23 protein-coding genes are annotated in these 22,972 nt (G+C 73.6%); 7 read left to right on the forward strand and 16 right to left on the reverse strand.

Annotated features, from left to right (window positions below):
- The first annotated feature begins 504 nt into the window (after positions 1-504).
- A complete protein-coding gene (locus tag AB0I49_RS05665; RefSeq protein WP_363225557.1) occupies positions 505-1,716 on the forward strand; it encodes a methyltransferase domain-containing protein in 1,212 nt (403 codons plus the stop codon).
- Positions 1,717-1,768: 52 nt separating this feature from the next.
- Here AB0I49_RS05665 and AB0I49_RS05670 read toward each other — a convergent pair whose 3' ends face one another.
- Both AB0I49_RS05670 and AB0I49_RS05675 read right to left on the reverse strand, forming a co-directional pair.
- Complete coding sequence (locus AB0I49_RS05670; RefSeq protein WP_363225558.1) at positions 1,769-2,146, reverse strand: hypothetical protein; 378 nt, start codon at positions 2,144-2,146, stop codon at positions 1,769-1,771.
- An 87-nt stretch (positions 2,147-2,233) separates the two neighbouring features.
- Entirely contained in the window at positions 2,234-3,709 is a 1,476-nt protein-coding gene (locus AB0I49_RS05675; RefSeq protein ID WP_363225559.1) for an MFS transporter, read from the reverse strand.
- A gap of 98 nt (positions 3,710-3,807) precedes the next feature.
- Between AB0I49_RS05675 and AB0I49_RS05680 the strand changes: the two genes are divergently transcribed.
- On the forward strand, positions 3,808-4,530 hold the full coding sequence (locus AB0I49_RS05680; protein ID WP_363225560.1) for a TetR/AcrR family transcriptional regulator: 723 nt from the start codon (positions 3,808-3,810) through the stop codon (positions 4,528-4,530).
- A 57-nt stretch (positions 4,531-4,587) separates the two neighbouring features.
- Here the strand turns inward: AB0I49_RS05680 and AB0I49_RS05685 are convergent, their stop codons facing one another.
- Together AB0I49_RS05685 and AB0I49_RS05690 are read right to left on the reverse strand one after the other, a co-directional pair.
- The gene (locus AB0I49_RS05685; RefSeq protein WP_363225561.1) at positions 4,588-5,526 is read right to left on the reverse strand and encodes an alpha/beta hydrolase; all 939 of its coding nucleotides are present in this window, start codon (positions 5,524-5,526) and stop codon (positions 4,588-4,590) included.
- A 307-nt stretch (positions 5,527-5,833) separates the two neighbouring features.
- Positions 5,834-7,096, reverse strand: a complete 1,263-nt coding sequence (locus AB0I49_RS05690; RefSeq protein WP_363225562.1) for a phenylacetate--CoA ligase family protein — start codon at positions 7,094-7,096, stop codon at positions 5,834-5,836.
- 183 nt (positions 7,097-7,279) lie between these two features.
- On the opposite strand from AB0I49_RS05690, the gene AB0I49_RS05695 reads away from it, so the two are divergent.
- Positions 7,280-8,173 (forward strand): arylamine N-acetyltransferase, encoded by an 894-nt coding sequence (locus AB0I49_RS05695; RefSeq protein ID WP_363225563.1) that lies wholly within the window; start codon positions 7,280-7,282, stop codon positions 8,171-8,173.
- Positions 8,174-8,238: 65 nt separating this feature from the next.
- On the opposite strand, the gene AB0I49_RS05700 is transcribed toward AB0I49_RS05695, so the two are convergent.
- The 4 genes from AB0I49_RS05700 to tsaB all read right to left on the reverse strand — a co-directional run bounded on the left by AB0I49_RS05700 (position 8,239) and on the right by tsaB (position 10,254).
- Positions 8,239-8,439, reverse strand: coding sequence for a hypothetical protein (locus tag AB0I49_RS05700; protein ID WP_363225564.1), 201 nt, complete (start codon positions 8,437-8,439; stop codon positions 8,239-8,241).
- 73 nt (positions 8,440-8,512) lie between these two features.
- Positions 8,513-8,866 (reverse strand): hypothetical protein, encoded by a 354-nt coding sequence (locus AB0I49_RS05705; protein ID WP_363225750.1) that lies wholly within the window; start codon positions 8,864-8,866, stop codon positions 8,513-8,515.
- Between the two features lie 174 nt (positions 8,867-9,040).
- Positions 9,041-9,535, reverse strand: a complete 495-nt coding sequence (gene rimI, locus AB0I49_RS05710; protein ID WP_363225751.1) for a ribosomal protein S18-alanine N-acetyltransferase — start codon at positions 9,533-9,535, stop codon at positions 9,041-9,043.
- 32 nt (positions 9,536-9,567) lie between these two features.
- The gene (tsaB, locus tag AB0I49_RS05715; protein ID WP_363225565.1) at positions 9,568-10,254 is read right to left on the reverse strand and encodes a tRNA (adenosine(37)-N6)-threonylcarbamoyltransferase complex dimerization subunit type 1 TsaB; all 687 of its coding nucleotides are present in this window, start codon (positions 10,252-10,254) and stop codon (positions 9,568-9,570) included.
- Between the two features lie 160 nt (positions 10,255-10,414).
- On the opposite strand from tsaB, the gene AB0I49_RS05720 reads away from it, so the two are divergent.
- Positions 10,415-10,993, forward strand: a complete 579-nt coding sequence (locus tag AB0I49_RS05720) for a L,D-transpeptidase (RefSeq protein WP_363225566.1) — start codon at positions 10,415-10,417, stop codon at positions 10,991-10,993.
- A 34-nt stretch (positions 10,994-11,027) separates the two neighbouring features.
- Here AB0I49_RS05720 and AB0I49_RS05725 read toward each other — a convergent pair whose 3' ends face one another.
- From AB0I49_RS05725 to alr, 4 genes are all read right to left on the reverse strand, one after another.
- On the reverse strand, positions 11,028-11,234 hold the full coding sequence (locus AB0I49_RS05725; RefSeq protein WP_363225567.1) for a hypothetical protein: 207 nt from the start codon (positions 11,232-11,234) through the stop codon (positions 11,028-11,030).
- Between the two features lie 250 nt (positions 11,235-11,484).
- Entirely contained in the window at positions 11,485-12,018 is a 534-nt protein-coding gene (gene tsaE / locus AB0I49_RS05730) for a tRNA (adenosine(37)-N6)-threonylcarbamoyltransferase complex ATPase subunit type 1 TsaE (RefSeq protein WP_363225568.1), read from the reverse strand.
- 179 nt (positions 12,019-12,197) lie between these two features.
- The gene (locus AB0I49_RS05735) at positions 12,198-13,427 is read right to left on the reverse strand and encodes an alpha/beta hydrolase (RefSeq protein WP_363225569.1); all 1,230 of its coding nucleotides are present in this window, start codon (positions 13,425-13,427) and stop codon (positions 12,198-12,200) included.
- Positions 13,424-14,584, reverse strand: a complete 1,161-nt coding sequence (alr, locus tag AB0I49_RS05740; protein WP_363225570.1) for an alanine racemase — start codon at positions 14,582-14,584, stop codon at positions 13,424-13,426. Before alr ends, AB0I49_RS05735 begins: the two co-directional genes overlap by 4 nt.
- 184 nt (positions 14,585-14,768) lie before the next feature.
- Between alr and AB0I49_RS05745 the strand changes: the two genes are divergently transcribed.
- The gene (locus AB0I49_RS05745; RefSeq protein ID WP_363225571.1) at positions 14,769-16,196 is read left to right on the forward strand and encodes an NAD(P)H-hydrate dehydratase; all 1,428 of its coding nucleotides are present in this window, start codon (positions 14,769-14,771) and stop codon (positions 16,194-16,196) included.
- 77 nt (positions 16,197-16,273) lie between these two features.
- Here the strand turns inward: AB0I49_RS05745 and AB0I49_RS05750 are convergent, their stop codons facing one another.
- The 4 genes from AB0I49_RS05750 to AB0I49_RS05765 all read right to left on the reverse strand — a co-directional run bounded on the left by AB0I49_RS05750 (position 16,274) and on the right by AB0I49_RS05765 (position 20,651).
- Positions 16,274-17,509 (reverse strand): helix-turn-helix transcriptional regulator, encoded by a 1,236-nt coding sequence (locus AB0I49_RS05750; protein WP_363225572.1) that lies wholly within the window; start codon positions 17,507-17,509, stop codon positions 16,274-16,276.
- 645 nt (positions 17,510-18,154) lie between these two features.
- A complete protein-coding gene (locus AB0I49_RS05755) occupies positions 18,155-18,523 on the reverse strand; it encodes a holo-ACP synthase (RefSeq protein ID WP_363225573.1) in 369 nt (122 codons plus the stop codon).
- Positions 18,520-20,373, reverse strand: a complete 1,854-nt coding sequence (glmS, locus tag AB0I49_RS05760; RefSeq protein WP_363225574.1) for a glutamine--fructose-6-phosphate transaminase (isomerizing) — start codon at positions 20,371-20,373, stop codon at positions 18,520-18,522. The genes AB0I49_RS05755 and glmS overlap by 4 nt, the downstream gene beginning before the upstream one ends.
- Before the next feature lie 44 nt (positions 20,374-20,417).
- Positions 20,418-20,651 carry a hypothetical protein gene (locus AB0I49_RS05765; RefSeq protein WP_363225575.1) on the reverse strand — a complete coding sequence of 78 codons (234 nt, stop codon included), beginning with the start codon at positions 20,649-20,651 and terminating at the stop codon, positions 20,418-20,420.
- 286 nt (positions 20,652-20,937) lie between these two features.
- Here AB0I49_RS05765 and coaA point away from each other — a divergent pair, with 286 nt between their 5' ends.
- Positions 20,938-21,927, forward strand: coding sequence for a type I pantothenate kinase (gene coaA / locus AB0I49_RS05770; RefSeq protein ID WP_363225576.1), 990 nt, complete (start codon positions 20,938-20,940; stop codon positions 21,925-21,927).
- Positions 21,928-22,006: 79 nt separating this feature from the next.
- Positions 22,007-22,948 (forward strand): DUF389 domain-containing protein, encoded by a 942-nt coding sequence (locus AB0I49_RS05775; protein WP_363225577.1) that lies wholly within the window; start codon positions 22,007-22,009, stop codon positions 22,946-22,948.
- Positions 22,949-22,972: the final 24 nt, after the last annotated feature.

The following is a 22,972-nucleotide window of genomic DNA, read 5'->3' on the forward strand; positions in this document are numbered from 1 at the left end:
GCCGGGCAGGCTTGGTTGATGTGCGCTGAGCAGACTTGGTTGGCGTGCGCCGGGCGGGCTCGATCGGTGGGTGGCGGGCGGACCTGGTTGATATGCACCGGGCGGGCCTGGTTGATGAGCGCCGAGCGGGCTCGATCGGTGGGTGGCGGGCGGACTTGGATGATGTGCGCCGGGCGGACTGGATCGGTGGGCTCCGGGCGGGCCTGGTTGATATGCACCGGGCGGGCTCGATCAGTGGGTGGCGGGCGGGCCTGGAGGATGGGCTCCGGGCGGGCCTGGATGGTGTGCACCGGCGGGCTCAATCAGTGGGCGCCGGGCGGGCCTGGTTGGCGTGCACCGGGCGGACTGGACCGATGGGCGCCGGGCGGACCTGGTCGATATGCGACGAGCGGGCTCGATCGGTGGGTGCCGGGGGACCTGGTTGGCGTGCACCGAGTGGGCTCGATCGGTGGGTGGCGGGCGGGGGCCCGGGTCGTGGGCTGGTCTTGTGGGGAGAATGGGCGGGTGTCCGTACCGAATTCCGCTTCCGATCCGTCCGACGCCGGTGACGCCGGCTTCGCCGCGCTGCTCACCGAGGAGGGGCAGCGGCTGCTGGCGGAGTTGCGCGACCATGAGCCCGCCCAGGAGCTGGCCACAGCGACCCGGCTGCGCCGCGACCACCCCGCCGAGCTGGTCTCGGCGGCGCTCGGGATGGCCCGGCTGCGGCAGCGGGCGGTGGCGAAGTTCGGGGCCGAGGACGCGTACCGGATGTACTTCACGCCCGGCGGCGTCGAGCAGGCCACCCGCGCCGCCGTGGCGGCCCACCGGGCGCGGCGCTTCGCGGAGCTGGGCGTGCGGAGCGTCGCCGATCTGTGCTGCGGCATCGGCGGCGATGCCATCGCGCTCGCGCGGGCCGGCATCTCGGTGCTCGCCGTCGACCGGTCCGAGGCGACCTGCGAGGTCGTACGGGCCAACGCCGCCGCCCTGGGCCTGGACCACCTCATCGAGGTGCGCCGCGCGGACGTCGCCGACGTCGACACGTCCGGCTGCGACGCCGTATTCGTGGACCCGGCCCGGCGCGGCGGCCGGGGCCGGATCTTCGACCCGGAGGCGTACTCGCCGCCCCTGTCGTGGGCCGTCGAGGCGGCCCGTACGGCCCGGCACGCCGCGCTGAAGATCGCGCCGGGCATCCCGCACGAGATCATCCCCGCCGAGGCGGAGGCCGAGTGGATCTCGGACGGCGGCGACGTGAAGGAAGCCGTGCTCTGGTTCGGCGCCGGGGCGCCGGGCGCGCGCGGGGCGACGCTGCTCCCCGGCCCGCACACCTTGCGCGGCGCGGGCCTGCCCGACCCCGAGCCGGGCCCGGTCGGAGCGTTCCTCTACGAGCCGGACGGCGCGGTCATCCGCGCCCACCTCGTCGCGGACGTCGCCCGGCAGGTCGGCGGCCGGCTGATCGATCCGACCATCGCCTATGTGACGGCGGACGAGCTGCGGCCGACCCCGTACGCCACCGCGTACGCGCTCACGGACGTGCTGCCCTTCAACCTCAAGAAGCTGAAGGCGATCGTCCGGGAGCGCGGCATCGGGGTCGTGGTCGTCAAGAAGCGCGGTTCGGCGGTGGAGCCGGAGGAGCTGCGCAGGAAGCTCAAGCCCTCCGGGCCGAACTCCTGCGTGATCTTCCTGACCCGGGTGGCGGGCGCGCCCGCCATGCTGCTGGGACAGCCGGCCGAAAGCTGAGCGGACTGAGCGGACTGAGCGGTCCGAACAATGGCCTGAAATACGGCCTGAACTACGCCAGGTCCGTCAAGTCCTGCGCGTAGAGCGTCGTCAGCGGCTGCGGGCCCACGTATTGCTGGCAGTTGCACACGCCCGGCTCGTACTGCACCGGCTTCTTCTCCGCGTCCCAGGCAACGGGCACCTCGACCGTCTCATGACACTTGCCCTGCTTGTCATGTTTCGCGAGGTGGTGCCCGCAGCCGCAGACCGGCTCCGGCTGCTTGTTCGCCGCCTCGACGGCCTGCCGCTCCGCCTGGCGCTCGCGCCGCTCGGACTCCAGCAGCTCCAGCTTCCGCTCGTGGCGGGTGCGGAAGGCGGTACGGGCGGTGTCGGCGAGCTTGGTGAAACCGCCCAGGGCGAAGAAGATGAACACCCACCAGAACCAGTGCATCTGCGAGACCGCCCTCCCCGTCCACGCGGCCCACCACGGAACTCCGCGTGAGCCCTGACTTCGCTTCGTCCGAAGCCAAGAGTACGCTCAGCGCGGCGCGCCCTCCTGTGCGCTGTCACGCTCGGCGCCGGCCCCGGAGTCCGCGGAGTCCACGGCCGAGTCGGCGGTACGCGCCTCCCCCACGCCCGTACGGGCCGGGAGCAGCAGCGCCGTCAGCGCGGCCGCCGCCAGCAGCACGGCCCCCACCCCGAAGGCCGTCGCGTACCCGTTGGCCTGCGCCTCGACGCGGCTGCCGCCCGCCGCGCCCGCGGCGACGGTGACGAGCGCGGCCAGCCCCACCGAACCGCCGATCTGCCGGGAGCTGTTGAGCAGCCCCGAGGCCATGCCCGCCTCCGTCGGCGCGACCCCTTCGGTCCCGGCCGTGCCCAGCGGCACGAAGCACATGCCGATGCCGAAGCTGGCGAGCAGGAACGGGCCGAGGATCGAGTCGGCGAAGCCCCCGTCGACGCCGACCGCCGCGGCCAGCCAGGCGAACCCGGCCGCGCCCAGCACCCCGCCGACGACCAGCGTCCAGCGCATCGAGAGCCGGGCGATGAGACGCGGCGCGAGCAGCGACCCGGCCACCAGGCCGACGCAGAAGGGCAGGAACGCGACGCCGGTCGCGGTGGCCCCGTAACCCAGCACCTGCTGCATGTAGAGCGAGGAGAAGTAGAAGGCGCCGAACTGCCCGGAGGCGAGCAGCAGCATGAACAGGTTGGCCGCCAGCACCGGCCGGTGCGTCAGCAGGCCCATCCGCAGCAGCGGCTGCCCCACCCGCAGTTCGACGGCGGCGAACGCGGCCAGCAGCACCGCCGCGACCGCGAGCGTGCCGATCGTCATCGCGGAGTCCCAGCCGTACGTCTCGGTCCGCACCACGCCCAGGACCAGCACCATCATGCCGGCCGTGATCAGCAGGGCGCCGCCCGCGTCGAGCCGCGGTGCCGGGCCGGTGCGCCGGTCGGCGGGAACGGAGCGGCGGGCCGCCGCGTAGGCGAACACCACGATCGGGACGTTGACCAGCAGGACGGTCCGCCAGCCCGCGGCCTCCGTGAGCACCCCGCCCGCCAGCACCCCGATCGCGCCGCCCGCGGCCCCCGCCATCCCCCACAGCCCGAGCGCGCGCGAGCGCGCCGGACCGGCCGGGAAGGTGACGGTGATCAGGGCGAGCGCCACGGGCGCGAGGGCCGCGGCCGCGACGCCCTGCGCCGCGCGGGCGGCGATCAGCCCGCCGGGCGACCAGACCAGGCCGCCGCCGAGGCTGGCGAGGCCGAAGAGGGCGAGCGCCGCCATCAGGGTGCGGCGGCGCCCCGCGATGTCGGTGAGCCGGCCGCCGAGCATCAGCAGGCCGCCGAAGGCGAGCGCGTAGGCGTTCACGACCCATGGGAGGCCCGCGGCGCTGAAGCCGAGGTCCGCTTTCATGTCGGGCAGCGCGACGTTCACCACCGCCATGTCGAGCGCCACCGTGAACTGCACGGTGAGCGCCACCACCAGTAGCCAGCGCGTCTGCCGGGCCTCGTCGCCCACACCCGTCCCCTTCCGTCGTGTTCCGTCATGCCTCGCGGAACAGCCCGTCGATGGAATTACTATACGCGTATAAAAATAGCCGCTGAGAGAATGGGACCGTGACGAAGGACGTGGCGCAGGACGTGGCTCAGGACACAGCGAAGGCAGCGCGCAAGCGGACCGTGGGGCGGCCCCGCCGGCTCGAACTGGAGACGATCGTCGCGACCGCGCGCCGCGTCCTGGAGGAGGAGGGCGTCGCGGCCCTGAGCATGCGGCGGCTCGCCAAGGAGGTCGGCAGCACGCCGATGGCCCTCTACCACCACGTCCGGGACAAGGACGAGCTGCTGATGCAGGTGCTCGTCGGCACCGCGCGCACCCTGCCCCGCCCCGACCTCCCGGCGGACCCGCGCGAACGGCTCCTCGCCGTCGCCGTCCACATGCACGACGTGCTGCGCCGCATGCCGTGGGTCGTCGAGATCCTCGGCCTCGGCGACGTCACCGACCGGCACGCGCTGTGGATGGTCGAGGAGATCATCGACTCGGCGATGGCCTGCGGCCTCGGCGAGCGCCGGGCCGTGCGGATGTACCGGACGCTGTGGCACTACGTCTACGGCGAACTCGTCTTCCAGACCGCCATGGCGCGCCGCGCGGAACAGCCCGACCGCCGCCGGTACTTCCCCGAGATGCTCGCCTCCCCCGACGCGGCCGACCCGGCCGAACTGCCCCGGCTGACCGCGCTCGCCGACCGCTGGCAGGAGCTGACGGAGGACTACACCGTCGCGGAGGAGATCGCCGCGATCATCGACGGCCTGCTGGCCCGCGGGAGCGACGGCGAGAAGTAGACACGGAAGGGCTCAAACGAACATACGGGCGTACGTACAGACGGTACGGGCCCCCGCCTACCGCCCGGCGCCCCGCCCCGGAGCCACCGCGGCCAGGCGGCCCGTACGCCCGAAGTACTCGACCGGCCCGCAGTAGTCCAGGCCGGTCAGCGGCCGGCCCTCGAAGAAGCGCACCGCGAGGTCGACGACCTCGGCGGGCCGCTCCAGGTGGGCCATGTGGTCGGTGCCCTTGATGGTGGTGAAGTGCGCGTCGCCGCAGCGGGCCGCCGCCGCCCGGCTCAGCAGCGGCGTCGTCAGCGGGTCGTACTCGCCGGTCGCGACCAGGATGGGGACGGTGGCGGGCTCGTCCTCGGAGCCGCCGGTGTAGTCCAGCAACCGGGTCGTGTTGTCGCGGTACTTGTCGAGCTCGTCCGCCGTCATGTTGTTGAGCATGCTGGTCAGGCAGCGGATGACGACGTTGCGGCGGGCGATGCCGGCGTCCGGCTCGAAGCACACCAGGCCGTCCAGCACCTGCTCGACGAACTCCTCGTGGCGCCCCTGCTCCGCGAGGTCGAGGGTGCGCTGGAGCACCGCGCGGACGTGCTCCGTCATCTGCGCCATGGTGCCGAACAGCAGGAGCCGGGCGCAGTGTTCGGGGTGGAGCTGGGCCCAGCGGTAGGCGACGGCGCTGCCGTAAGAGGCGCCGAAGACGTTGACGGGGCCCGGGGCCACCGACCTCAGCAGGTGGTCGAGCGCGCCGGTGAGGAAGTCGAAGCCGCACTCCGGCGGCAGCCGGTCGGCGTCGCCGCCGCCGGGCAGGTCCATGGTGATCACGGTCGCGTCGGCCAGGAACCCCTGCTCCACCCGCCCCCAGCCGTCCTTGGTCTGGAAGGCGCCGCCGACCAGGACCACGGGTGCCAGGCGGGCGCCTGGCCGGTGCACGATCCGCCCCTCGTACGCGAGGCCGCCGAAGGTGAGCGGAATGATCTCCTCCCCGGCAGCGGTGAGCGTCGTCACGAGTGCGTCTCCGTTCGCTGGGCAAGCGTCGCTTGCGGTGTTCACGAGAGCAACGAGCACTGCGGGGGTGAGGTCACAGCCGCCGGGCGCGGAGGGGCCGCGCGGCGGGGCCGCCAAGGCTTCGACCAACGGCTTTGTGCGGAGGGGGAGTTCGCGTTCGAAGGGTCACCCGCGACGGCCGGACGGCGGGAGCGGACCGGTGCGGATGGGCACGGACGTGGGTACGGGCGTACGTACGAGCGTAGGTACGAGTACGAGCGCGCCGCCCCCGGCCCCGGCGCCCCGGCCCCGCGCCGCCCCCGCCCCGTCAGCCGACGCGCTCGTCGATCAGCCGGAGCCGCTTCCCGGTCCGGGGGTTGCTCACGAGGCCGTCCGGGGCGACCCACTCGATGGCGAGCGGGTGGATCAGACCCAGCTCCAGCGTCTCGGCGAAGTCCTCGACGTGCACGCGCGCCGTGAGGGCCCGCTCCAGCTCGGCACGGCCCTCCCCCGATTCGGAACCGCCCTCCCCAGCGAGCCGGAGCACGAGCTCGTCCAGCCCCTCTCGGTGCCGCACCACGGCCTGCATGCCGACCGACCGGCCCGCGCCGTCGGCGCTCGCCACCAGCCGGTGCAGCCCCTCCAGGTCCACATTGACCGTGCCGACCTTGGCCTCCTCGCCGGAGCGGCCGAGCAGCCGGAACCGGCGGCGGGGGAAGTCGACCCACTCGGCGAGGTCGCCGACGGGGTAGCGCAGCAGCGGCATCAGCCGCCGCGTGAGGTCGGTGACGACCACCCGGCCGGGCTGCCCCGGCTCCTCCACGACCTCGCCGGTGTCGGGGTCCAGCAGCTCCAGCACCTTGTCCCCGAACGCCTCGTGCACACGCGTGTCGGGCTCCCCCGCGACCGGACCGCCCAGTCCGCCCGCGTCCACGCTGCCGTAGCCGCCGGAGCGGACCTCGGCGTTCGGGAACGCGCGGGCGATGAGGGCGAGCTGATCGTCGTAGAACGCCTCCCCGCCGAACAGCACCAGCCGCACGTCCGGCAGCGACCCCACCGACTCGACGGCCTCCGCCGCCAGTCGGCACAGCGAGGTGGGCGGGGCGGCCACCACGGTGGCGGCGAAGTCGCGCATGACGCCGACCGCGAAGTCGAGCGGCGCGTTGCCGCTGATGGGCAGCTGCACGGTGCGTACGGGCAGGTCCTGCACGCAGTCGTAGAGGAAGACGAAGCTGGGGTAGAGCCGCCCGGCGTAGAAGAGATTGGCGACCCGGTCGCCGTCGCGCAGCCCCGCGGCGACCAGCGCCTCCCCGAACCGGCGGCCCGCCGACCGCCACTCGTCCCAGGTGTAGACGGAGATCCGCGGCGCGGAGGTGGTGCCTCCGGTGTTGAAGACGACGCCGTCCGTGTGCGGCCCGGTCATCACCCGGCTCTCGCGCAGGCCGTGCGCCGCCCAGTAGTCGCGCATGGGGATCAGCGGGAGCGCGGCCAGCTCCGCCGTGCCGTCGGGGAGGTCCGCGTACAACTCCCGGTAGAACGGCGAGCGTTCGCGGACGAACTGGATGAGCTCTGCGATCTGCGGATCCTTCACGTGCTTCAACTCCCTGACGACGCACGGCGAGAGCGGCCGACAGACCGCCGTCACCACATGTGATCGCAGGCTAACCCACCGAAGTCGCCGCCTCGCAACCCGCCAGCTCACCGGGGGTCCTAGGCCCAACGGACCACTCGGCTCCCCCCTCTACACACCTGTCACTTCCGTACAGTCATACGCATGCCACCGACTTCCGAGCCCGCGAGCACGACGACAGCCGTGACCGCTCCCGACGGCGCCCCGAACCTCGACCTGGACGCCTACCTGGCCCGCACCGGCTGGACCGGCGAGCGGCGGGCGACGGCGGAGGCGCTGCGCTCGCTGCACCGCGCGCACCTGCACAGCATCCCGTTCGAGAACCTGGACGCCCTGCTCGGCTCGGCCCCCTCGCTGGCCCTGCCCGACCTGGAGGCGAAGCTCGTGCGCGGCGGGCGCGGCGGCTACTGCTTCGAGCACAACACCCTCTTCGCGGCGGTGCTCAGGTCCTTCGGCTTCCATGTCACGCCGCTCACCGCGCGGGTGCTGCGGGCCGGAGGCCCCGCTTCCGTACGGCCGCGCACCCACATGCTGCTGCTCGTCCGCGTCCCCGGCGAGGAGCACCGCCATCTCGCCGACGTCGGCTTCGGCGGCGCCACGGGTCTGCTCGAAGCGGTCCCGCTCGTCGCGGACACCGAGTTCCGGGCCGGCCCGCGCCGGCACCGCCTGGTGCGCAGGGAGCACGACGGGCCGCTGGACCTGTGGGTCCTCCAGTCCCCGGAGGACGGGGCGTGGGCCGACCAGTACGCCTTCACCCTCGACCCCGTCGTGCACGCGGACATCGAGGTCGTCAACTGGTACATGGCCACCCACCCCCGCTCCCCCTTCTCCCGCGTCCTGGCCGCCCACCGCGCCACCCCGGAGGGCCACTTGGCCCTCCGCGGCCGCACCCTCGTGGAAACCGCCCCGGACGGCGCCCACAAGGAACGCGAACTGGCCGACGCGGACGAGGTACTGCGAGTACTGGCCGACGACTTCAAGATCACCGCCCCGGAGGGCGCACGGGCGGCGGTCGCATCGGCGGAGGACCGCTCCTGACGACTGCGCCCCGGGCGGCGGCGGCAGCGGACACCGCGGGCCCCGGCCGAGCGAGCCCGGGTCGGCTAAAGGCTCCCGAACGGCGGAACGATCTTCACGATGATGACCACTCGCAGCCTCGGGGCGACCAGGAAGTGGAACCAGCCGCCGACGGCGTCCATGCGGCGCAGCCCGCCGGCCCGAGGGCCGTGGCCCATGTCCGTGACGTCCACGCCGACCGCGGCGAGTTCGACGAGCTGGCCCGCGAGACGTTCGACCTCGGTCACGATCTCGGCCGGCACACCTCCGGCGACGTGCTCGCGGTCCGAGTCGTATACCCCCAGCTCCAGGCTCCGGTGCTTAACGCTCCGCCCGAGCGACAGCGGCATAGGCGTCGTCGAGGATGCCCCCGATCTCGGCTGCGGCCCTGCGGACCTGTGCGGCGTCATCCGACTCGGCGAGGTCTTCCAGCTCGCGGAGGCGCACGGCGACGCGCGGCTGTCGCTGAATCTGCACATAAGCGGCCCACTGGGTGGCGAAGCGTCGCAGTGGGGCGAGGTCGGAGCCCTGCCTCGCCTGGTCCGCGGCCTGGTCCAGCTCACGGGTGAAGGCAGGAAGCGCCGCCGGAGCGATCTGGGCGATGGCCTGGCGCAGCGCGGTGACGGTAGCGGGCGGCTGCGGGATCAGAGGCTGCTCGGGGGCGCTGGCAGTCATGTTCTCTCCCATGGGCGCGATTCTGAGCCGTCTGCCCAGGGTACCCAGCCCGAACGGCCCCCCGTTCACCCTGATGAGTCGGCGGTCGGACCGCCTCCGCCGCCGTCCTCCGACCCGCCTGCCGCCCCGGTCCGGCCCGTCCGGCGCTTGGGCGCCCCGCCCCCGTCGCGCCCCTCAGACCCGGCTCTCGCTCCCCTGCGGGGCGGGGCCGTCCTCGCCGTGGGCCGGGGGGCCGGTGAGGCGCATGACGAGGGCGTCCACGTTGCCGGGCTGGTAGTAGCCGCGGCGCACGCCGATGGGCTCGAAGCCGAAGCGTTCGTACAGCCGCTGCGCGCGGTCGTTGTCGACGCGGACTTCGAGGAGCACCTCGTGGCACTCGAAGGCCGTGGCGGCGGCGAGGAGCTCGGTCAGCAGGCGGGCGCCGAGGCCGGTGCCCCAGTGGTCGCGGGCGGTGGCGATGGTCTGGATGTCGCCGGTGCCGTCGTTGGCGGCGAGGCCGCCGTAGCCGACGATGCGGCCCTCGGCGTCCTCGGCCACCGCGTAGCGGCGGTTGGCGCCCGGGCCGCGCGCGTGCGCCAGCTCGGACCAGAACAGTCCCTTGGACCAGGCGTCGTCCGGGAACAGTTCGCGCTCCAGCGGCAGCACCTGACCGAGGTCCCACCAGCGCATCTCGCGCACGGACACCGTGGCGGCGGAGGCGGTCACCGGGGCGTGACCACCTTGTAGTTGGCCGGCACCTTGGCGTCCGGGCGGCGCAGGTACATCGGCTGCGGGGCCGGCAGTTCCTCCCCCGCGGCGAGCTTCTCGGCGGCGAGGGCGGCCAGCGCGGCGGCGGACTGGTGCTGGGGCAGGTCGGCCCGTACGTCCCCGAAGTCGTCCGGGTAGAGCAGCGCGCCCGCGCCGACGGCGGGCAGGCCCGCGGTGGTCTCCGCGATGTCGGCGGGGCGGTCGACGGAGGGCTCGCCGAGGCGCGTACGGGCGTCGGCGTAGCGCGCCCAGTAGACCTCCTTGCGGCGGGCGTCGGTGGCCACCACGAACTCCCCGGGCAGCTCGGCCCCCCCGTTCGCCGTCCCGGCCGCGTACGCGATGCCGTCGAGCGTGCACAGGCCGTGCACCGGGACGCCCAGGGCCTCGCCGAAGGAGGCGGCCGTCACGAGGCCGACGCGCAGTCCGGTGTACGGGCCGGGGCCGACGCCGACGACGATGCCGGTCACGGAGGCGAGTCCCACGCCCGCGTCGCCCAGCACGCGGTCGACGGCGGGCAGCAGCAGCTCCCCGTGGCGCCGGGCGTCCACCTGGTTCGACTGGGCTACGACGGCGCCGCCGTCCCCGTCGTAGAGCGCGACGGTGACGGCGGGGGTGGCGGTATCAAGAGCGAGCAGCAGCACACCTACAGCCTACGGCGCGCGGCGGGGCGCCCTGTTCCCCGACCGGCTCGCGCCCACACGGGGCGGGCGGGGCGGCCGCGGCCGCCGACGGCGCGGCGGGGCGGCGGCCGGGTGCTACGGTCAGCCGCAAAGTCGTACGTAGGACGAAAGGGTGCGCAGCGTGGCACGCAGCAGCTCGGGGCCGGTCGTGGCCGGGCTCACCGCGGCGGCACTCGCCGTGGTCGGTTTCCTCGCCTTCCAGGCATCGGCCGCGCCGGACAGCCCGGCGAAGGCCGGCGCCGCGCACTCCTCCCCGTCCGGGCACCCGAAGGACAAGGGGAAGGGCAAGGGCGACGGCGGCAAGGACAAGGCGTCCACCGCCGTTCCGGCCTCGTCCGGCACCGGGCTGCGGGTCGTCTACGCGCTCAAGGCGAAGCGCGTGTGGCTGGTGGGGGAGAACGAGCAGGCGACGCGGACGTTCGAGGTCGCGCCGAGCTCGGTGAGCCCGGAGCCGGGCACGTACAAGGTCAGCGGCCACACCTCCAAGCTGACCGGTTCGGACGGCGTCCCGGTCGAGCACATCGTGCAGTTCCACATCGGGCAGGGCGGCATCGTCTTCGGCTTCAGCGCGGCGATCGACGGTTCGACGCCGGACCCGAACGCGCCGAAGAAGACGGGCGCGGTGCGCGAGCAGCGCGCGGACGGCGCCGCGATGTGGAAGTTCGCCACGATCGGCACGAAGGTCGTCGTGGTCCCGTAGGACCGTTCCCCCGTATGGGCTAACGCCTGAGCGCCTACGCGGCGTGGGGCCCGGCCTCGGCCGGGCAGTCCGTCCCGGCGCTCGCCGGGTCCGCCTCCGGAGCGGCGGCGGGCTCCGGGGCCGTCGGCGGGGTCGAGACGGCGCTGGCGGCGGCGCAGGACGCCAGCAGGTCGCTCATCGAGGGCTGCCGTTCCTCGTCACGCCGGGCTGCCACGGCAGCTGCGGGCTCTTGGGCCGACATGGATGCCTCCTGGGGCTGCTGGGGCGGACAGGTATGGGTTAGGTACACCTAACCGGCTCTCTACGCCTCCATGTGACCACGCGCGACACCGCGCGCGCAACATCTTCCCGACGGCTTGTCGGAATGTGAGCGGCGCCCCTCCGACGGAATGTGAGCGGCGCCCCTCCGACGGAACCCGCCGTACCGGCCGCCGGGCCGTACGGGCTCAGCCCGCCGAACGCCGAAGCCTTGAGATCCCCCGGCTCCCCGGCTACCCCAGGCCCCCCGGCGCCGTCAGATCCACACCCGCCCACCGCGCGCCCACGCCGGTCAGCGTCACCTCGCGCACATCATCGGCGTCGTCCTCGCCGCCCGGCGCGCCCACCGCCCGCTCGATGACGACGTGCAGCCGGTCCTCCGACAGCTCCTCGACCTTCCCGTCGCCCCACTCCACGACCACCACCGACTCCGGCAGCGAGACGTCCAGGTCGAGGTCCTCCATCTCGTCGAGGCCGCCGTTCAGCCGGTACGCGTCCACGTGCACCAGCGCCGGGCCGTCCCCCAGCGGCGGGTGCACGCGCGCGATCACGAAGGTCGGGGAGGTGACGGCGCCGCGCACGTCCAGCCCCTCGCCGAGGCCGCGGGTGAGCGTCGTCTTGCCCGCCCCCAGTTCGCCGCTGAGCAGCACCAGGTCGCCGGGGCCCAGCAGCCCGGCGAGGCCGCGGCCCAGCTCGCGCATGCGCTCGGGCGTCTTGACGGTGATCTGTGCGGTGGCGGCCACGGGCTCCGTGTGCGGGACGTTCATACCGGCCGATGGTACGGGCCCGAGCACCGTGATCTGGAGCCGCGCGCCCCGCGGGCCCGGCTCGTACGGGCGTCGGCACGCGGCACGCACCCGTACGAGCCGCCGGACCGCCCGGCGGAAGCACCGGAACGCCCGCCCGTGCCCGTAAAAGAGCCCTGTGAGGAGCCCCCTGGGCCCTTTCAGCCGCGCTTCGTGCCCTCGCCCGAGGCGGCGCGGGTGGTGAGCGCCTCGCCGGTGCCGGCCGCGGCCACCACCTCCGCCAGCCGTTCGTTCACGGTCTCGGGGTGCTCCAGCATGACCAGGTGCCCGGCGTCCGGCACGAGGGCCAGTTCCGCGTCGGGGAGGGCCGCCGCGATGGCCTCGCTGTGCTCGCTGGGGGTGATCAGGTCGCCCGCGCCCGCGAGGACGAGCACCGGCATGTGGTCGAACGCGCACAGCGCCTCGACCTTGTCGTGTTCGGCGAAGGCCGGGTAGAACTCGGCGACCACGTCGATGGGGGTCGCCTCGATCAGCCGCTCCGCGAACCGCGCCACCCCCGGATCGACGTCCTTCGCCCCGAACGAATAGCGCTTGACGACGCCTGCGAAGAGGTCCGCCGTCGCCCGCCGCCCCTTCTCCACCAGGTCGGCCTGCGAGCCGAGCGCCTTCAGCACGCCGGGCAGCACGCGCCGCACGGCGTTCATCCCGGCGACCGGCAGCCCGTAGTTGACGTCGGCGAGGTTGCCCGCCGAGGTGCCGACGAAGGCCGCGCCGACGACGCGTTCGGCGACCAGGTCGGGGTACTGCGCGGCCAGCGCCATCATCGTCATGCCGCCCATCGAGTGCCCCACCAGCACCAGCGGCCCCTCGGGCGCCGCCGCGTCGATGACCGCCTTCAGGTCGCGGCCCAGCAGGTCGATGGAGACGGGCGCGTTGCTCTCCCGCTGACCGCGCCCGCGCTCGGACCGCCCGTGGCTGCGCTGGTCCCAGTAGACGCCGCGGACCGCGCCGCGCAGGGCGGCCCGCTGGAAGTGCCACGCGTCCTGCCCGAGGCAGTAGCCGTGCGAGAAGACCACGGTGACCGGCTGCCGCGGGGGCCGCCGCCCGAACAGCCGCTTGCGCGGCGCCGCCCCCTCGGCCGCGCCGTCCGGCACGGCCTCGTCCACCTCGTAGTACAGCTCGGTGCCGTCCTCGGCCACGGCCGTGCCGGGTGTGCCGCGCAGCGTCCCGTACGGGCCCGCGGAGTCCAGCGCGAGGCGGGCCCGGCGCCGCATGCCGCGACCGACCGTGAGCCGCTCCAGGGCGACGCCCGCCGCCGCACCCGCCGCGACGACGCCTATCGCCGCTCCCGCCACCCCCGCGCCGCGCTTCCAGCCCCAGTTCAGTCCCGTGGCCGCGGCCGCCGCCGCGCCGCTCGTCGCCTCACTCATGCTTCGCCCCCCGTGGCATCGCTCTCACCTACATAGACGCGGGGCACGCGCGCGGAGATGCGCGTGACGACCTCGTATCCGATGGTGTTGGTGGCCAGCGCCCAGTCCTCGGCGGTCGGCTCGCCCCGGTCGCCCGGCCCGAACAGCACCACCTCGTCGCCGACCACCGCGTCGTCGCCGCCGAGGTCGACCACGAACTGGTCCATGGCCACCCGCCCCGCGACCGTGCGCGGCTTCCCCGAGATGAGCACGGGTCCGGTGCCGGAGGCGGCGCGGGGTATGCCGTCGGCGTAGCCGAGCGGGACGAGGGCGAGGGTGGTGTCGCCGGGGGTGACGTACTTGTGCCCGTAACTGACCCCATGGCCGCCCGGTACGCGCTTCACATTGGCCAGCGAGGCGGTCAGCGTCATCACGGGCCGCAGGCCGAAGTCGCCGGGCGCGCCGATCTCGGCGGACGGCGAGACGCCGTACACGGCGATGCCGGGCCGTACGAGGTCGAAGTGCGATTCGGGGAGGGTCAGGGTCGCCGGGGAGTTGGCCATATGGCGCACCTCCGGCTCCAGCCCCTGCGCCTCGGCGTGGCCGACGCTGTCCCGGAAGACCGACAGCTGCGCCCGGATGGAGGGGTGGCCGGGCTCGTCCGCGCACGCGAAGTGCGACCACAGGCCGGTGATCTTCAGAGTGCCGCGCTGCTCGGCGGCGCGCGCCGCGCCGACCAGGGCGGGCCAGTCGGCGGGCTGGCAGCCGTTCCGCCCGAGCCCCGTGTCGATCTTCAGCTGTACGCGCGCGACCCGGCCGGCCGCGACGGCCGCCGCCTCCGCCTCGCGCAGCGCCCACAGCCCGCTCACCGAGACGTCGACGTCCGCTTCGATGGCCTCGCGCCAGGGGTCGCCGGGCGCCCACAGCCAGCACATCAGCCGCCCCCGGTCGCCGGCGGCGCGCAGGGCCAGCGCCTCCTGCGGCGTGGCGGTCCCCAGCCAGGTCGCACCGGCCTCGCGGGCCGCGCGGGCGCAGGGCACCGCGCCGTGTCCGTACGCGTCGGCCTTGACCACGGCCATCAGCTCGGCACGGGGCGCACGGGCCCGCAGGGCGCGCACGTTGTCCCGCAGCGCGGCCAGGTCGACAACGGCACGAGCGCGCATCTGTGTCTCACTCATCACCGCCAGTGTCTCAGGCATCTCTGCTGCACAGCACGCGCAGCAGCGCGCTGAAGATCGACTTCGCGTTCGGGTATGTGGTGGGGGCACGCACTCCGCATACCCGTACCGCCCCGCACCAGACGACCCGCGGGCCGGGAACCGCCGCCCTGGCGCACCCACCCGATTCCCGGACACTGGGCGCATGAGGACTGGCTACAGCGTGGAGAAAGTACGGGCCGCCGAACGCGAGCTGATGGCACGACTCCCGGACGGCGCCCTCATGGCGCGCGCCGCCGCCGGGCTCGCCGCCGCCTGCGCCGACCTGCTCGGCCGCGTATACGGGGCGCGCGTCGCCCTGATCGTCGGCAGCGGCGACAACGGCGGCGACGCCCTGTACGCCGGGGCGCGGCTCGCCCGGCGCGGCGCGGGCGTGAGCGCCGTACTGCTCGCCCCGGACCGTACGCACCCCGGCGGCCTAGCCGCCCTGCGCGCCGCCGGGGGCCGGACGCTCGCGGCGGCCGACGGCGCGGACGCCGTGGCCCGCGCCGACCTCGTCGTCGACGGCATCGTCGGCATCGGCGGCAAGGGCGGGCTCCGCCCGGACGCGCGGGCCCTGGTGCGGGCCGCGACGGGCACGGTCGTCGCGGTCGACCTGCCGAGCGGCGTGAACGCGGACACCGGCGAGGTCGCCGGCGAGGCGGTACGCGCCGACGCCACGGTCACCTTCGGCGCGTACAAACCGGGCCTGCTCATCGACCCGGCGCACGAGCACGCGGGCGCGCTCCGCCTGGTCGACATCGGCCTGCGGCTGCCGCCCGAACCCGACATCGAGGCGCTCCAGCACGCGGACGTCGCGGCACTGCTGCCGCGCCCCGCCGCGGAGAGCGACAAGTACCGGCGAGGCGTCGTCGGCGTCGTGGCGGGCTCCGCCCGCTACCCCGGCGCGGCCGTCCTGACCGTCGCTGGCGCCCTGCGCGGCGGCGCCGGCGCGATCCGCTACGTCGGCCCCGGCTCGGACGCCGTCATCGCCCGCTTCCCCGAATGCTTCGTCTCACCCGGCCCGCCGAAGAAGGCCGGCCGCGTCCAGGCGTGGATCATCGGCCCGGGGCTGGGCGACGGCGAGGACGCGCGCCAGGCGATGTCCGACGTCCTGGCCTCGGACGTCCCGATCCTGATCGACGCGGACGCCCTGCACCTACTGCCTTCGGCCGACCGGCTACGAACCCGCCAAGCCCCCACCGTCCTGACCCCGCACGCGGGCGAAGCGGCAGCCCTCCTCGGCACGACCCGCGAAGAGGTGGAGGCGTCCCGCCTGTCGTCCGTACGGGCCCTCGCCGACCGCTACGGCGCCACGGCCCTCCTCAAGGGCTCCACCACCCTGATCGCCACCGCCGCCCACCCCGTACGCGCCAACCCCACCGGCACCGGCTGGCTGGCCACCGCGGGCAGCGGCGACGTCCTCTCCGGCGTGACCGGCTCCCTCCTGGCCGCGGGCCTCTCCCCCCACGACGCCGCATCCACCGGCGCCTACCTCCACGGCCTCGCCGCCCGCCACGTAGGCTCCCGCCCCCTCACCTCGGTAGAGGTCGCGTCAGCCCTGCCGGAGGCTTGGCGGGATGTGACGTCCTGACACCAGGGCCTACGCCCTTGAGGCCCTCCCAGGACCGGCCTGTTTCGCAGTCAGCCGCCGCCCACGACCAACGGCGGCTACTCGGTCACACCCAGATGAGCAGCCATTTCCCTTATGTCCTGAGTCAGCGTCCGCTTACGCGACCTGAGAATGTCGCTCACGATGTAACGGGCCATGGCCTGGTGCTTCAGCCACTCGCCCGAGGAGCGCCGGAGCTGGTCCAGTTCCGCCATGGCGTCCTGGTGGGACCCGAGGGCCACATGGGCCTTGGCCACGTCCAGGCGGTGCCGGTCCCAGCTGGTGGCGGTCGGCTTGCCGTAGTTGCGCACGGCCTTCCCGCTCAGCAGGCCGTCGTCCGCGCGCCGCAGCACCCCTCGCGCGTCGCCCGTGACCGACAGATCCTCGACGGCTTTCAGCTCCGCCGTGACGGGACCGAACGACCCCCAGTGGGACGGGAAGTCCTGCTGCTCCGCGTCCAGGGCGCTCGCGGCCGCGCCCGCCATCCGGCGGGCCTCCCGGACCACATCGGGCCGATTGTTGCGAACGGCCGCGGCGGCGACCCGCAGAGACAGCTCCCCCCAAACGGCCAACTGTCCGGGGGCGGCATCCGAGATGCGCGGCTCCATGTCCGCAGCCGTAACGGCGGCCAACTGCTCGCTCTCGTCGAAGCGGTCCTGCCGCAGCAGCAGCCAGCACATGCCGACCACCCCGGTGGCAGCGGTGAGCCTCTGCTCCGCCTCTCGGGCGAGCCGGATTCCCTCGGCGAGCGCGTGATACGCCATGTCGTACTGCCGGACCTGCGTCAGATACTTGCCCGCCAGCAGCAGCGCCTGGGCCCGCACAACCACGGCGTCCCGCCGCTCCTCGCCGTCCGACGCCGCCACGGTCGCCTCCGTGGCCCGCAGCAGTCCGGGCAGCTTCTTCGCCACGGAGGTATAGCGGTCGGCGTAGTAAAGCGCGTGCCCGTCCTTGACCTCCCGCCGCAGGACGGCGAGTTCCCCGGCCTCCCCGTGATCGGAGAACGTCGCGGCGATGCCCACCGGAGGCATCAGCGCCTTCCGCAGTTCCACGAGGTGACGCAGGTTCGCCTCGTCGCCGGTGACCGGCAGCGGGGCCTCCGTCGCGAACAAGGCCGACGTCGTCACGCCGAGGGCCCGGGCCAGTGCGTGCAGGGTCTCCACGCGGACGTCCCCGCCCTGCTCGACCTTGCGCACGACGGCCGGCGAGAGCTCCGCCTCATGGGCCAACGCCTCTTGGCTCAGCCCAGCCACGCGCCGGTACTTCCTGACGTTGTCGGCCAACCCTGTCGTCATAGGATCACCGCTCCCCTCACACCCACGGTATGCCCGGCTCCCACCCCCACGACGCGAACCCACCAAACCACGACCGCCCCAGGGACGGGGAGATGCCCAGTCCTCCCCACGGACAGGCACGGAAGGCACCCTACGGACGGGTACAGGGGGAGCCCCTCAACGCGGGGACAGCCCCAGAACCAGGCAGCGGCCACCCATCGCCCCACCCACACTCAACGCGGGGACAGCCCCCAGAACCAGGCCACGATCACCCCCACCTCCCCCACCCACCCCAAGAGCGGGACGAGCCCCACCCCCGCACCAGCTGCGGGTCCCCCCGGCGCGGGCCCCGGCCGCGGCCCCCACCTCCCCCACCCGCCCCAAGAGCGGGGCGGGCCCCAGCCGCGGGGCGCGGACGGGAGGGGGCGGGGGCGCAGGGGTAGGGGTTCGGGACGCTGACGTGTATTTGCGGGTCGGCTTACGGGAGGGGCCAGCCTTGGCAACACGCTGGCCGGCCCGTAAATATGCGGTCCCGGACCCCTGCCCCGGAGCCCCCGCCCCCGCACCCACCACCGACCCGCACCCGCTCACCACCGGCCCCACGACCGGCACCCGGCACCAGCCCCAAGCCGCCGCTACGCGACCCGGCGGCCCGGCCGCCCCCCGTCACCCCTCAGCGATCACCACAGCGGAAGCGACCCCGGCATCGTGGCTCAGCGACACATGCCACCCCCGCACCCCCAACTCCGCAGCCCGAGCCGCCACCGTCCCCCGCACCGACAGCACCGGCCGCCCGCTCGCCTCCGTCACCACCTCGGCATCCGTCCACAGCAGCCCCGCCGGCGCCCCCAGCGCCTTCGCCAGAGCCTCCTTGGCCGCGAAGCGCGCCGCGAGCGACGCCGGCCCCCGCCGCTCCCCGCTCGGCAGCAGCAGCTCCCGGTCCACGAAGAGCCGCGCCGCCAGCCCCGGCGTGCGGCGCAGCGCCGCGTCGAAGCGGTCGATCTCCGCGACGTCGATGCCGACCCCGATGATCATTCGACGGTCACCGACTTCGCCAGGTTCCGCGGCTGGTCCACCTCGTTGCCGCGCGCCGTCGCCAGCTCGCACGCGAAGACCTGCAAAGGCACGGTGGCGACCAGCGGCTGGAGCAGCGTCGGGGTGGCGGGGATCTCGATGAGGTGGTCCGCGTAGGGGGCCACGGCCGCGTCGCCCCGCTCGGCGATCACGATCGTACGGGCGCCGCGCGCCCGGATCTCCTGGATGTTCGAGACGATCTTGTCGTGGAGCACGGACCGCCCGCGCGGCGACGGCACCACGACGACGACCGGCAGATCGTCCTCGATCAGCGCGATCGGCCCGTGCTTGAGCTCGCCCGCCGCGAACCCCTCGGCGTGCATGTACGCCAGCTCCTTGAGCTTCAGCGCGCCTTCGAGCGCCACCGGGTACCCCACATGGCGCCCCAGGAAGAGCACCGTGTTCTTGCCGGCAGCGGCCACGGACCGCGCCAGTTCCCGTACGGGCTCCATGGTGCCGAGCACGTCGTCCACCTGGGTGGCGATCGCGGACAGCTCCCGGATGACGGAGCCGATCTCGTCGCCCCACTTGGTGCCGCGCACCTGCCCGAGGTAGAGCGCGACGAGGTAGCAGGCCACGAGCTGCGTCAGGAACGCCTTGGTGGAGGCGACGGCCACCTCCGGCCCCGCGTGCGTGTAGAGCACGGCGTCGGACTCGCGCGGGATCGTCGAGCCGTTGGTGTTGCAGATGGCCAGGACCTTGGCCCCCTGCTCGCGCGCGTGCCGCAGCGCCATCAGCGTGTCCATGGTCTCCCCGGACTGCGAGATGGCGATGACCAGGGTCCGCGGGTCCAGGATGGGGTCCCGGTAGCGGAATTCGCTGGCCAGTTCCACCTCGCACGGCATCCGCGTCCAGTGCTCGATCGCGTACTTGGCGATCATCCCCGCGTGGAAGGCGGTCCCGCAGGCGACGATCACCACCTTGTCGGCCTCGCGCAGCACGGACCCCGGCATGCGCACCTCGTCCAGGGTGAGCGAGCCGTTGGCGTCGATCCGCCCCAGCAGGGTGTCGGCGACCGCCTTCGGCTGCTCGGCGATCTCCTTGAGCATGAAGTAGTCGTAGCCGCCCTTCTCGGCGGCCGACGCGTCCCAGTCCACGTGGTACGCCCGTACGTCCGCGGGCACGCCGTCGAAGTCGGTGACCGTGACCTGCTCGCGGCGCAGCTCGACCACCTGGTCCTGGCCCAGTTCGACGGCCTCGCGGGTGTGCGCGATGAAGGCGGCGACGTCGGAGGCGAGGAAGGACTCGCCGGCCCCGATCCCCACCACCAGAGGCGAGTTGCGGCGCGCGCCGACCACCACGTCCGGCTCGTCGGCGTGCACCGCGACCAGCGTGAACGCGCCCTCCAGCCGCCGGCACACGCACCGCATGGCGTCGGCGAGGTCGCCGCCGGCGGAGAACTCCTCGGCCAGCAGATAGGCCACCACCTCGGTGTCCGTGTCCGAGGCGAGCGCGTGGCCGCGCCCGGCCAATTCCTCGCGCAGGGCGGCGAAGTTCTCGATGATGCCGTTGTGGACGACGGCGACGCGCCCCGAATTGTCGAGGTGCGGATGGGCGTTGGCGTCCGTCGGCGCGCCGTGCGTGGCCCAGCGGGTGTGCCCGATGGCGGTGGAGCCGGACGGCAGCGGCCGGGCCGCCAGCTCCTTCTCCAGGTTGGCGAGCTTGCCGGACTTCTTCGCCGCCGCGAGCTGGCCGTCCGCGAGGACGGTGACCCCGGCGGAGTCGTAGCCCCGGTATTCGAGCCTCTTCAGCCCGGAGATGACGACGTCGAGGGCGGGCTGCCCTCCCACATATCCCACGATTCCGCACATGCAGGCAGCGTACGGCCAGCCCGCCCCCGTGCGGCTCCGCCGGTTCAGTGACCGCGCGCCACCCGGTCTATCGCGTCCTGCACGAGGTCGAGGTATTCGACTTCTTCGCAGCGCGGCTTGGAGCCCAGTTCGTAGCGTTCGAGCGCGTCGGAGAGGTCCTCGCCGAGGTCCTCGTCCGGCAGCTCCGCGCTCAGCTCGCCGCAGACGCGGTGCGCGAAGTCGTCACGCCCTGCCGACGACCGGGCCCCGCGACGTAGAACAAGATCCAGAACAGACACGCAATCCCCAGGTCGTACGGGTCGGGAGACTGGAACGTAACGGTGACCCAGCGGTACGTACAGAGCACGTACACGACATGTACACAAGCGGACCGAATGTCTGCCGAATCATTTTCGGCGACGCCCGAAAAGGCACCCGCCCGAAGCCAGCACGCGCCCACCCGAAGGCGAAAGCAGCCCCCACCCCCAGCCAGCCCGCACCCACCCGAAGGCAAAGGCAGCCCCCACCCCCAGCCGGCCCGCACCCACCCGAAAGCCGCCCGCGCCCCCCGCGCACAATGGGCCCGTGCCGCCCTCTCAGAGTCACTCGCACCTCCGCGCCCACCACGCCACCCCGTACGTGGACCTCACCCGCGCCCAGTGGAGCGCCCTGCGCGAGAACACCCCGCTGCCGCTCACGGCCGAAGAGGTCGAGCGGCTGCGCGGGCTCGGCGACGTCATCGACCTCGACGACGTACGGGACGTCTACCTGCCGCTCTCCCGGCTCCTCAACCTCTACGTCGGGGCGACCAGCCAGCTGCGCGGCACGCTGAACACCTTCCTCGGCGAGGCCGGGAACGGCCACGGCGCGCAGTCCGGCACCCCCTTCGTCATAGGGGTGGCGGGCAGCGTCGCGGTCGGCAAGTCCACCACCGCCCGCCTGCTGCGGGAGCTGCTGGCGCGCTGGCCCGAGCACCCTCGCGTGGAGCTGGTCACCACCGACGGCTTCCTGCTGCCCAACGCCGAACTGCACCGGCGGGGCCTGATGTCGCGGAAGGGGTTCCCGGAGTCGTACGACCGGCGCGCCCTGACCCGCTTCGTGGCGGATGTGAAGGCGGGAATGGACGAGGTGACCGCGCCGGTCTACTCCCACCTCATCTACGACATCGTGCCGGGCGAGCGGCTGACCGTGCGCCGCCCGGACATCCTCATCATCGAGGGCCTCAACGTGCTGCAGCCGGCGCTGCCCGGCAAGGACGGCCGCACCCGCGTCGGCCTCGCCGACTTCTTCGACTTCAGCGTGTACGTGGACGCGCGGCCCGAGGACATCGAGGAGTGGTACTACGCCCGCTTCCGCAAGCTGCGGGCCACCGCCTTCCAGGACCCCTCCTCGTACTTCCGCAAGTACACGCAGGTCGGCGAGGAGGAGGCGCTGGACTACGCGCGCCGGAACTGGCGGACCATCAACAAGCCCAATCTGCTGGAGAATGTGGCCCCCACCCGCGGCCGGGCCAGCCTGATCCTGCGCAAGGGCCCCGACCACAAGGTGCGGCGGCTGTCCCTGCGCAAGCTCTGACCCCGCCTCTCACCCCCGACACACCCCCGACACCCCATTCGTCGACCCCCGCCTTCTCGACCCGTCCGGGAGCCCGGCAGTGCTGCACTTGAGGATGATGATTCCGGCCCACCGCACCGCGGAGGTGGTGCGGATCGTCGAGCGTACGGTCGGCACCGCGCACCTGGCCGTGCTGGCCGGCGCGGCCCGCAGCCCCGAGGGCGACGTCGTGCTGTGCGACATCGCGCGGGAGGCGGCGGACGGGCTGCTCCAGGAGCTGCGCTCCATCGGCATCCCGGAGTGCGGCTCGATCGCGGTCGAGGAGATCGAGCTGACGCTCTCGCGGCGGGCGGACCGCGCCGAGCGGGAGGCGCCGGGCGAGGGCGCGGACGCCGTGGTGTGGGAGCACCTGGAGGAGGCCACGCACGAGGAGTCCACCCTGTCGGTCACCTATCTGGTGTTCCTGACGGTGGCGACGATGATCGCGGCCTGCGGTGTGGTCCTCGACAACGCGATCCTGATCGTCGGGGCGATGGCGGTCGGCCCGGAGTTCGGGCCGCTGGCCGGGGTCTGCACGGCGCTGGTGCAGCGGGCCCCGCGCCTGGCGTGGCGCTCGCTGATCGCGCTGGTCGCGGGGTTCGCGGCGGCGCTGGTGCTGACGACCGGGTTCAGCCTCTTCATGGACGCGGCGGGGCTGTTCCACCAGAGCCAGGTCGAGGGGGCGCGCCCGAACACGGCCTTCATCTGGCAGCCGGACCTGTTCTCGTTCGTCGTCGCGTTCCTGGCCGGGGTCGCCGGGGTGCTCTCGCTGACGTCCGCGAAGTCCGGGGCGCTGGTGGGCGTCGCGATCTCGGTGACAACCGTGCCGGCCGCCGCCAATGCCGCTGTCGCGCTCGGCTACGGCGACTTCTCGCAGATGCGCGGCTCGGTCCAGCAGCTGCTGCTGAACCTCGCGGGCATCGTCCTCGCCGGCACGCTCACGCTCCTCGCCCAGAAGTTCTTCTGGGCGAAAGAGCGCGAGCGCCGCGCCGCCCGAGGCTGAGCCCGACCGCGACCGCGGCACCGC

This window comes from Streptomyces sp. NPDC050617 (assembly GCF_040654795.1).
Classification (GTDB): domain Bacteria; phylum Actinomycetota; class Actinomycetes; order Streptomycetales; family Streptomycetaceae; genus Streptomyces.

Bases quoted from the DNA above. Each gene is read 5' to 3' on its own strand.
- AB0I49_RS05670 (WP_363225558.1), bottom strand. From the start codon at position 2,146: ATGCACTGGTTCTGGTGGGTGTTCATCTTCTTCGCCCTGGGCGGTTTC.
- AB0I49_RS05695 (WP_363225563.1), top strand. From the start codon at position 7,280: ATGCCACCGACTTCCGAGCCCGCGAGCACGACGACAGCCGTGACCGCT.
- AB0I49_RS05705 (WP_363225750.1), bottom strand. From the start codon at position 8,866: ATGACTGCCAGCGCCCCCGAGCAGCCTCTGATCCCGCAGCCGCCCGCT.
- rimI (WP_363225751.1), bottom strand. From the start codon at position 9,535: ATGCGCTGGTGGGACCTCGGTCAGGTGCTGCCGCTGGAGCGCGAACTG.
- AB0I49_RS05725 (WP_363225567.1), bottom strand. From the start codon at position 11,234: ATGTCGGCCCAAGAGCCCGCAGCTGCCGTGGCAGCCCGGCGTGACGAG.
- tsaE (WP_363225568.1), bottom strand. From the start codon at position 12,018: ATGAACGTCCCGCACACGGAGCCCGTGGCCGCCACCGCACAGATCACC.
- AB0I49_RS05735 (WP_363225569.1), bottom strand. From the start codon at position 13,427: ATGAGTGAGGCGACGAGCGGCGCGGCGGCGGCCGCGGCCACGGGACTG.
- alr (WP_363225570.1), bottom strand. From the start codon at position 14,584: ATGAGTGAGACACAGATGCGCGCTCGTGCCGTTGTCGACCTGGCCGCG.
- AB0I49_RS05745 (WP_363225571.1), top strand. From the start codon at position 14,769: ATGAGGACTGGCTACAGCGTGGAGAAAGTACGGGCCGCCGAACGCGAG.
- AB0I49_RS05750 (WP_363225572.1), bottom strand. From the start codon at position 17,509: ATGACGACAGGGTTGGCCGACAACGTCAGGAAGTACCGGCGCGTGGCT.
- AB0I49_RS05755 (WP_363225573.1), bottom strand. From the start codon at position 18,523: ATGATCATCGGGGTCGGCATCGACGTCGCGGAGATCGACCGCTTCGAC.
- glmS (WP_363225574.1), bottom strand. From the start codon at position 20,373: ATGTGCGGAATCGTGGGATATGTGGGAGGGCAGCCCGCCCTCGACGTC.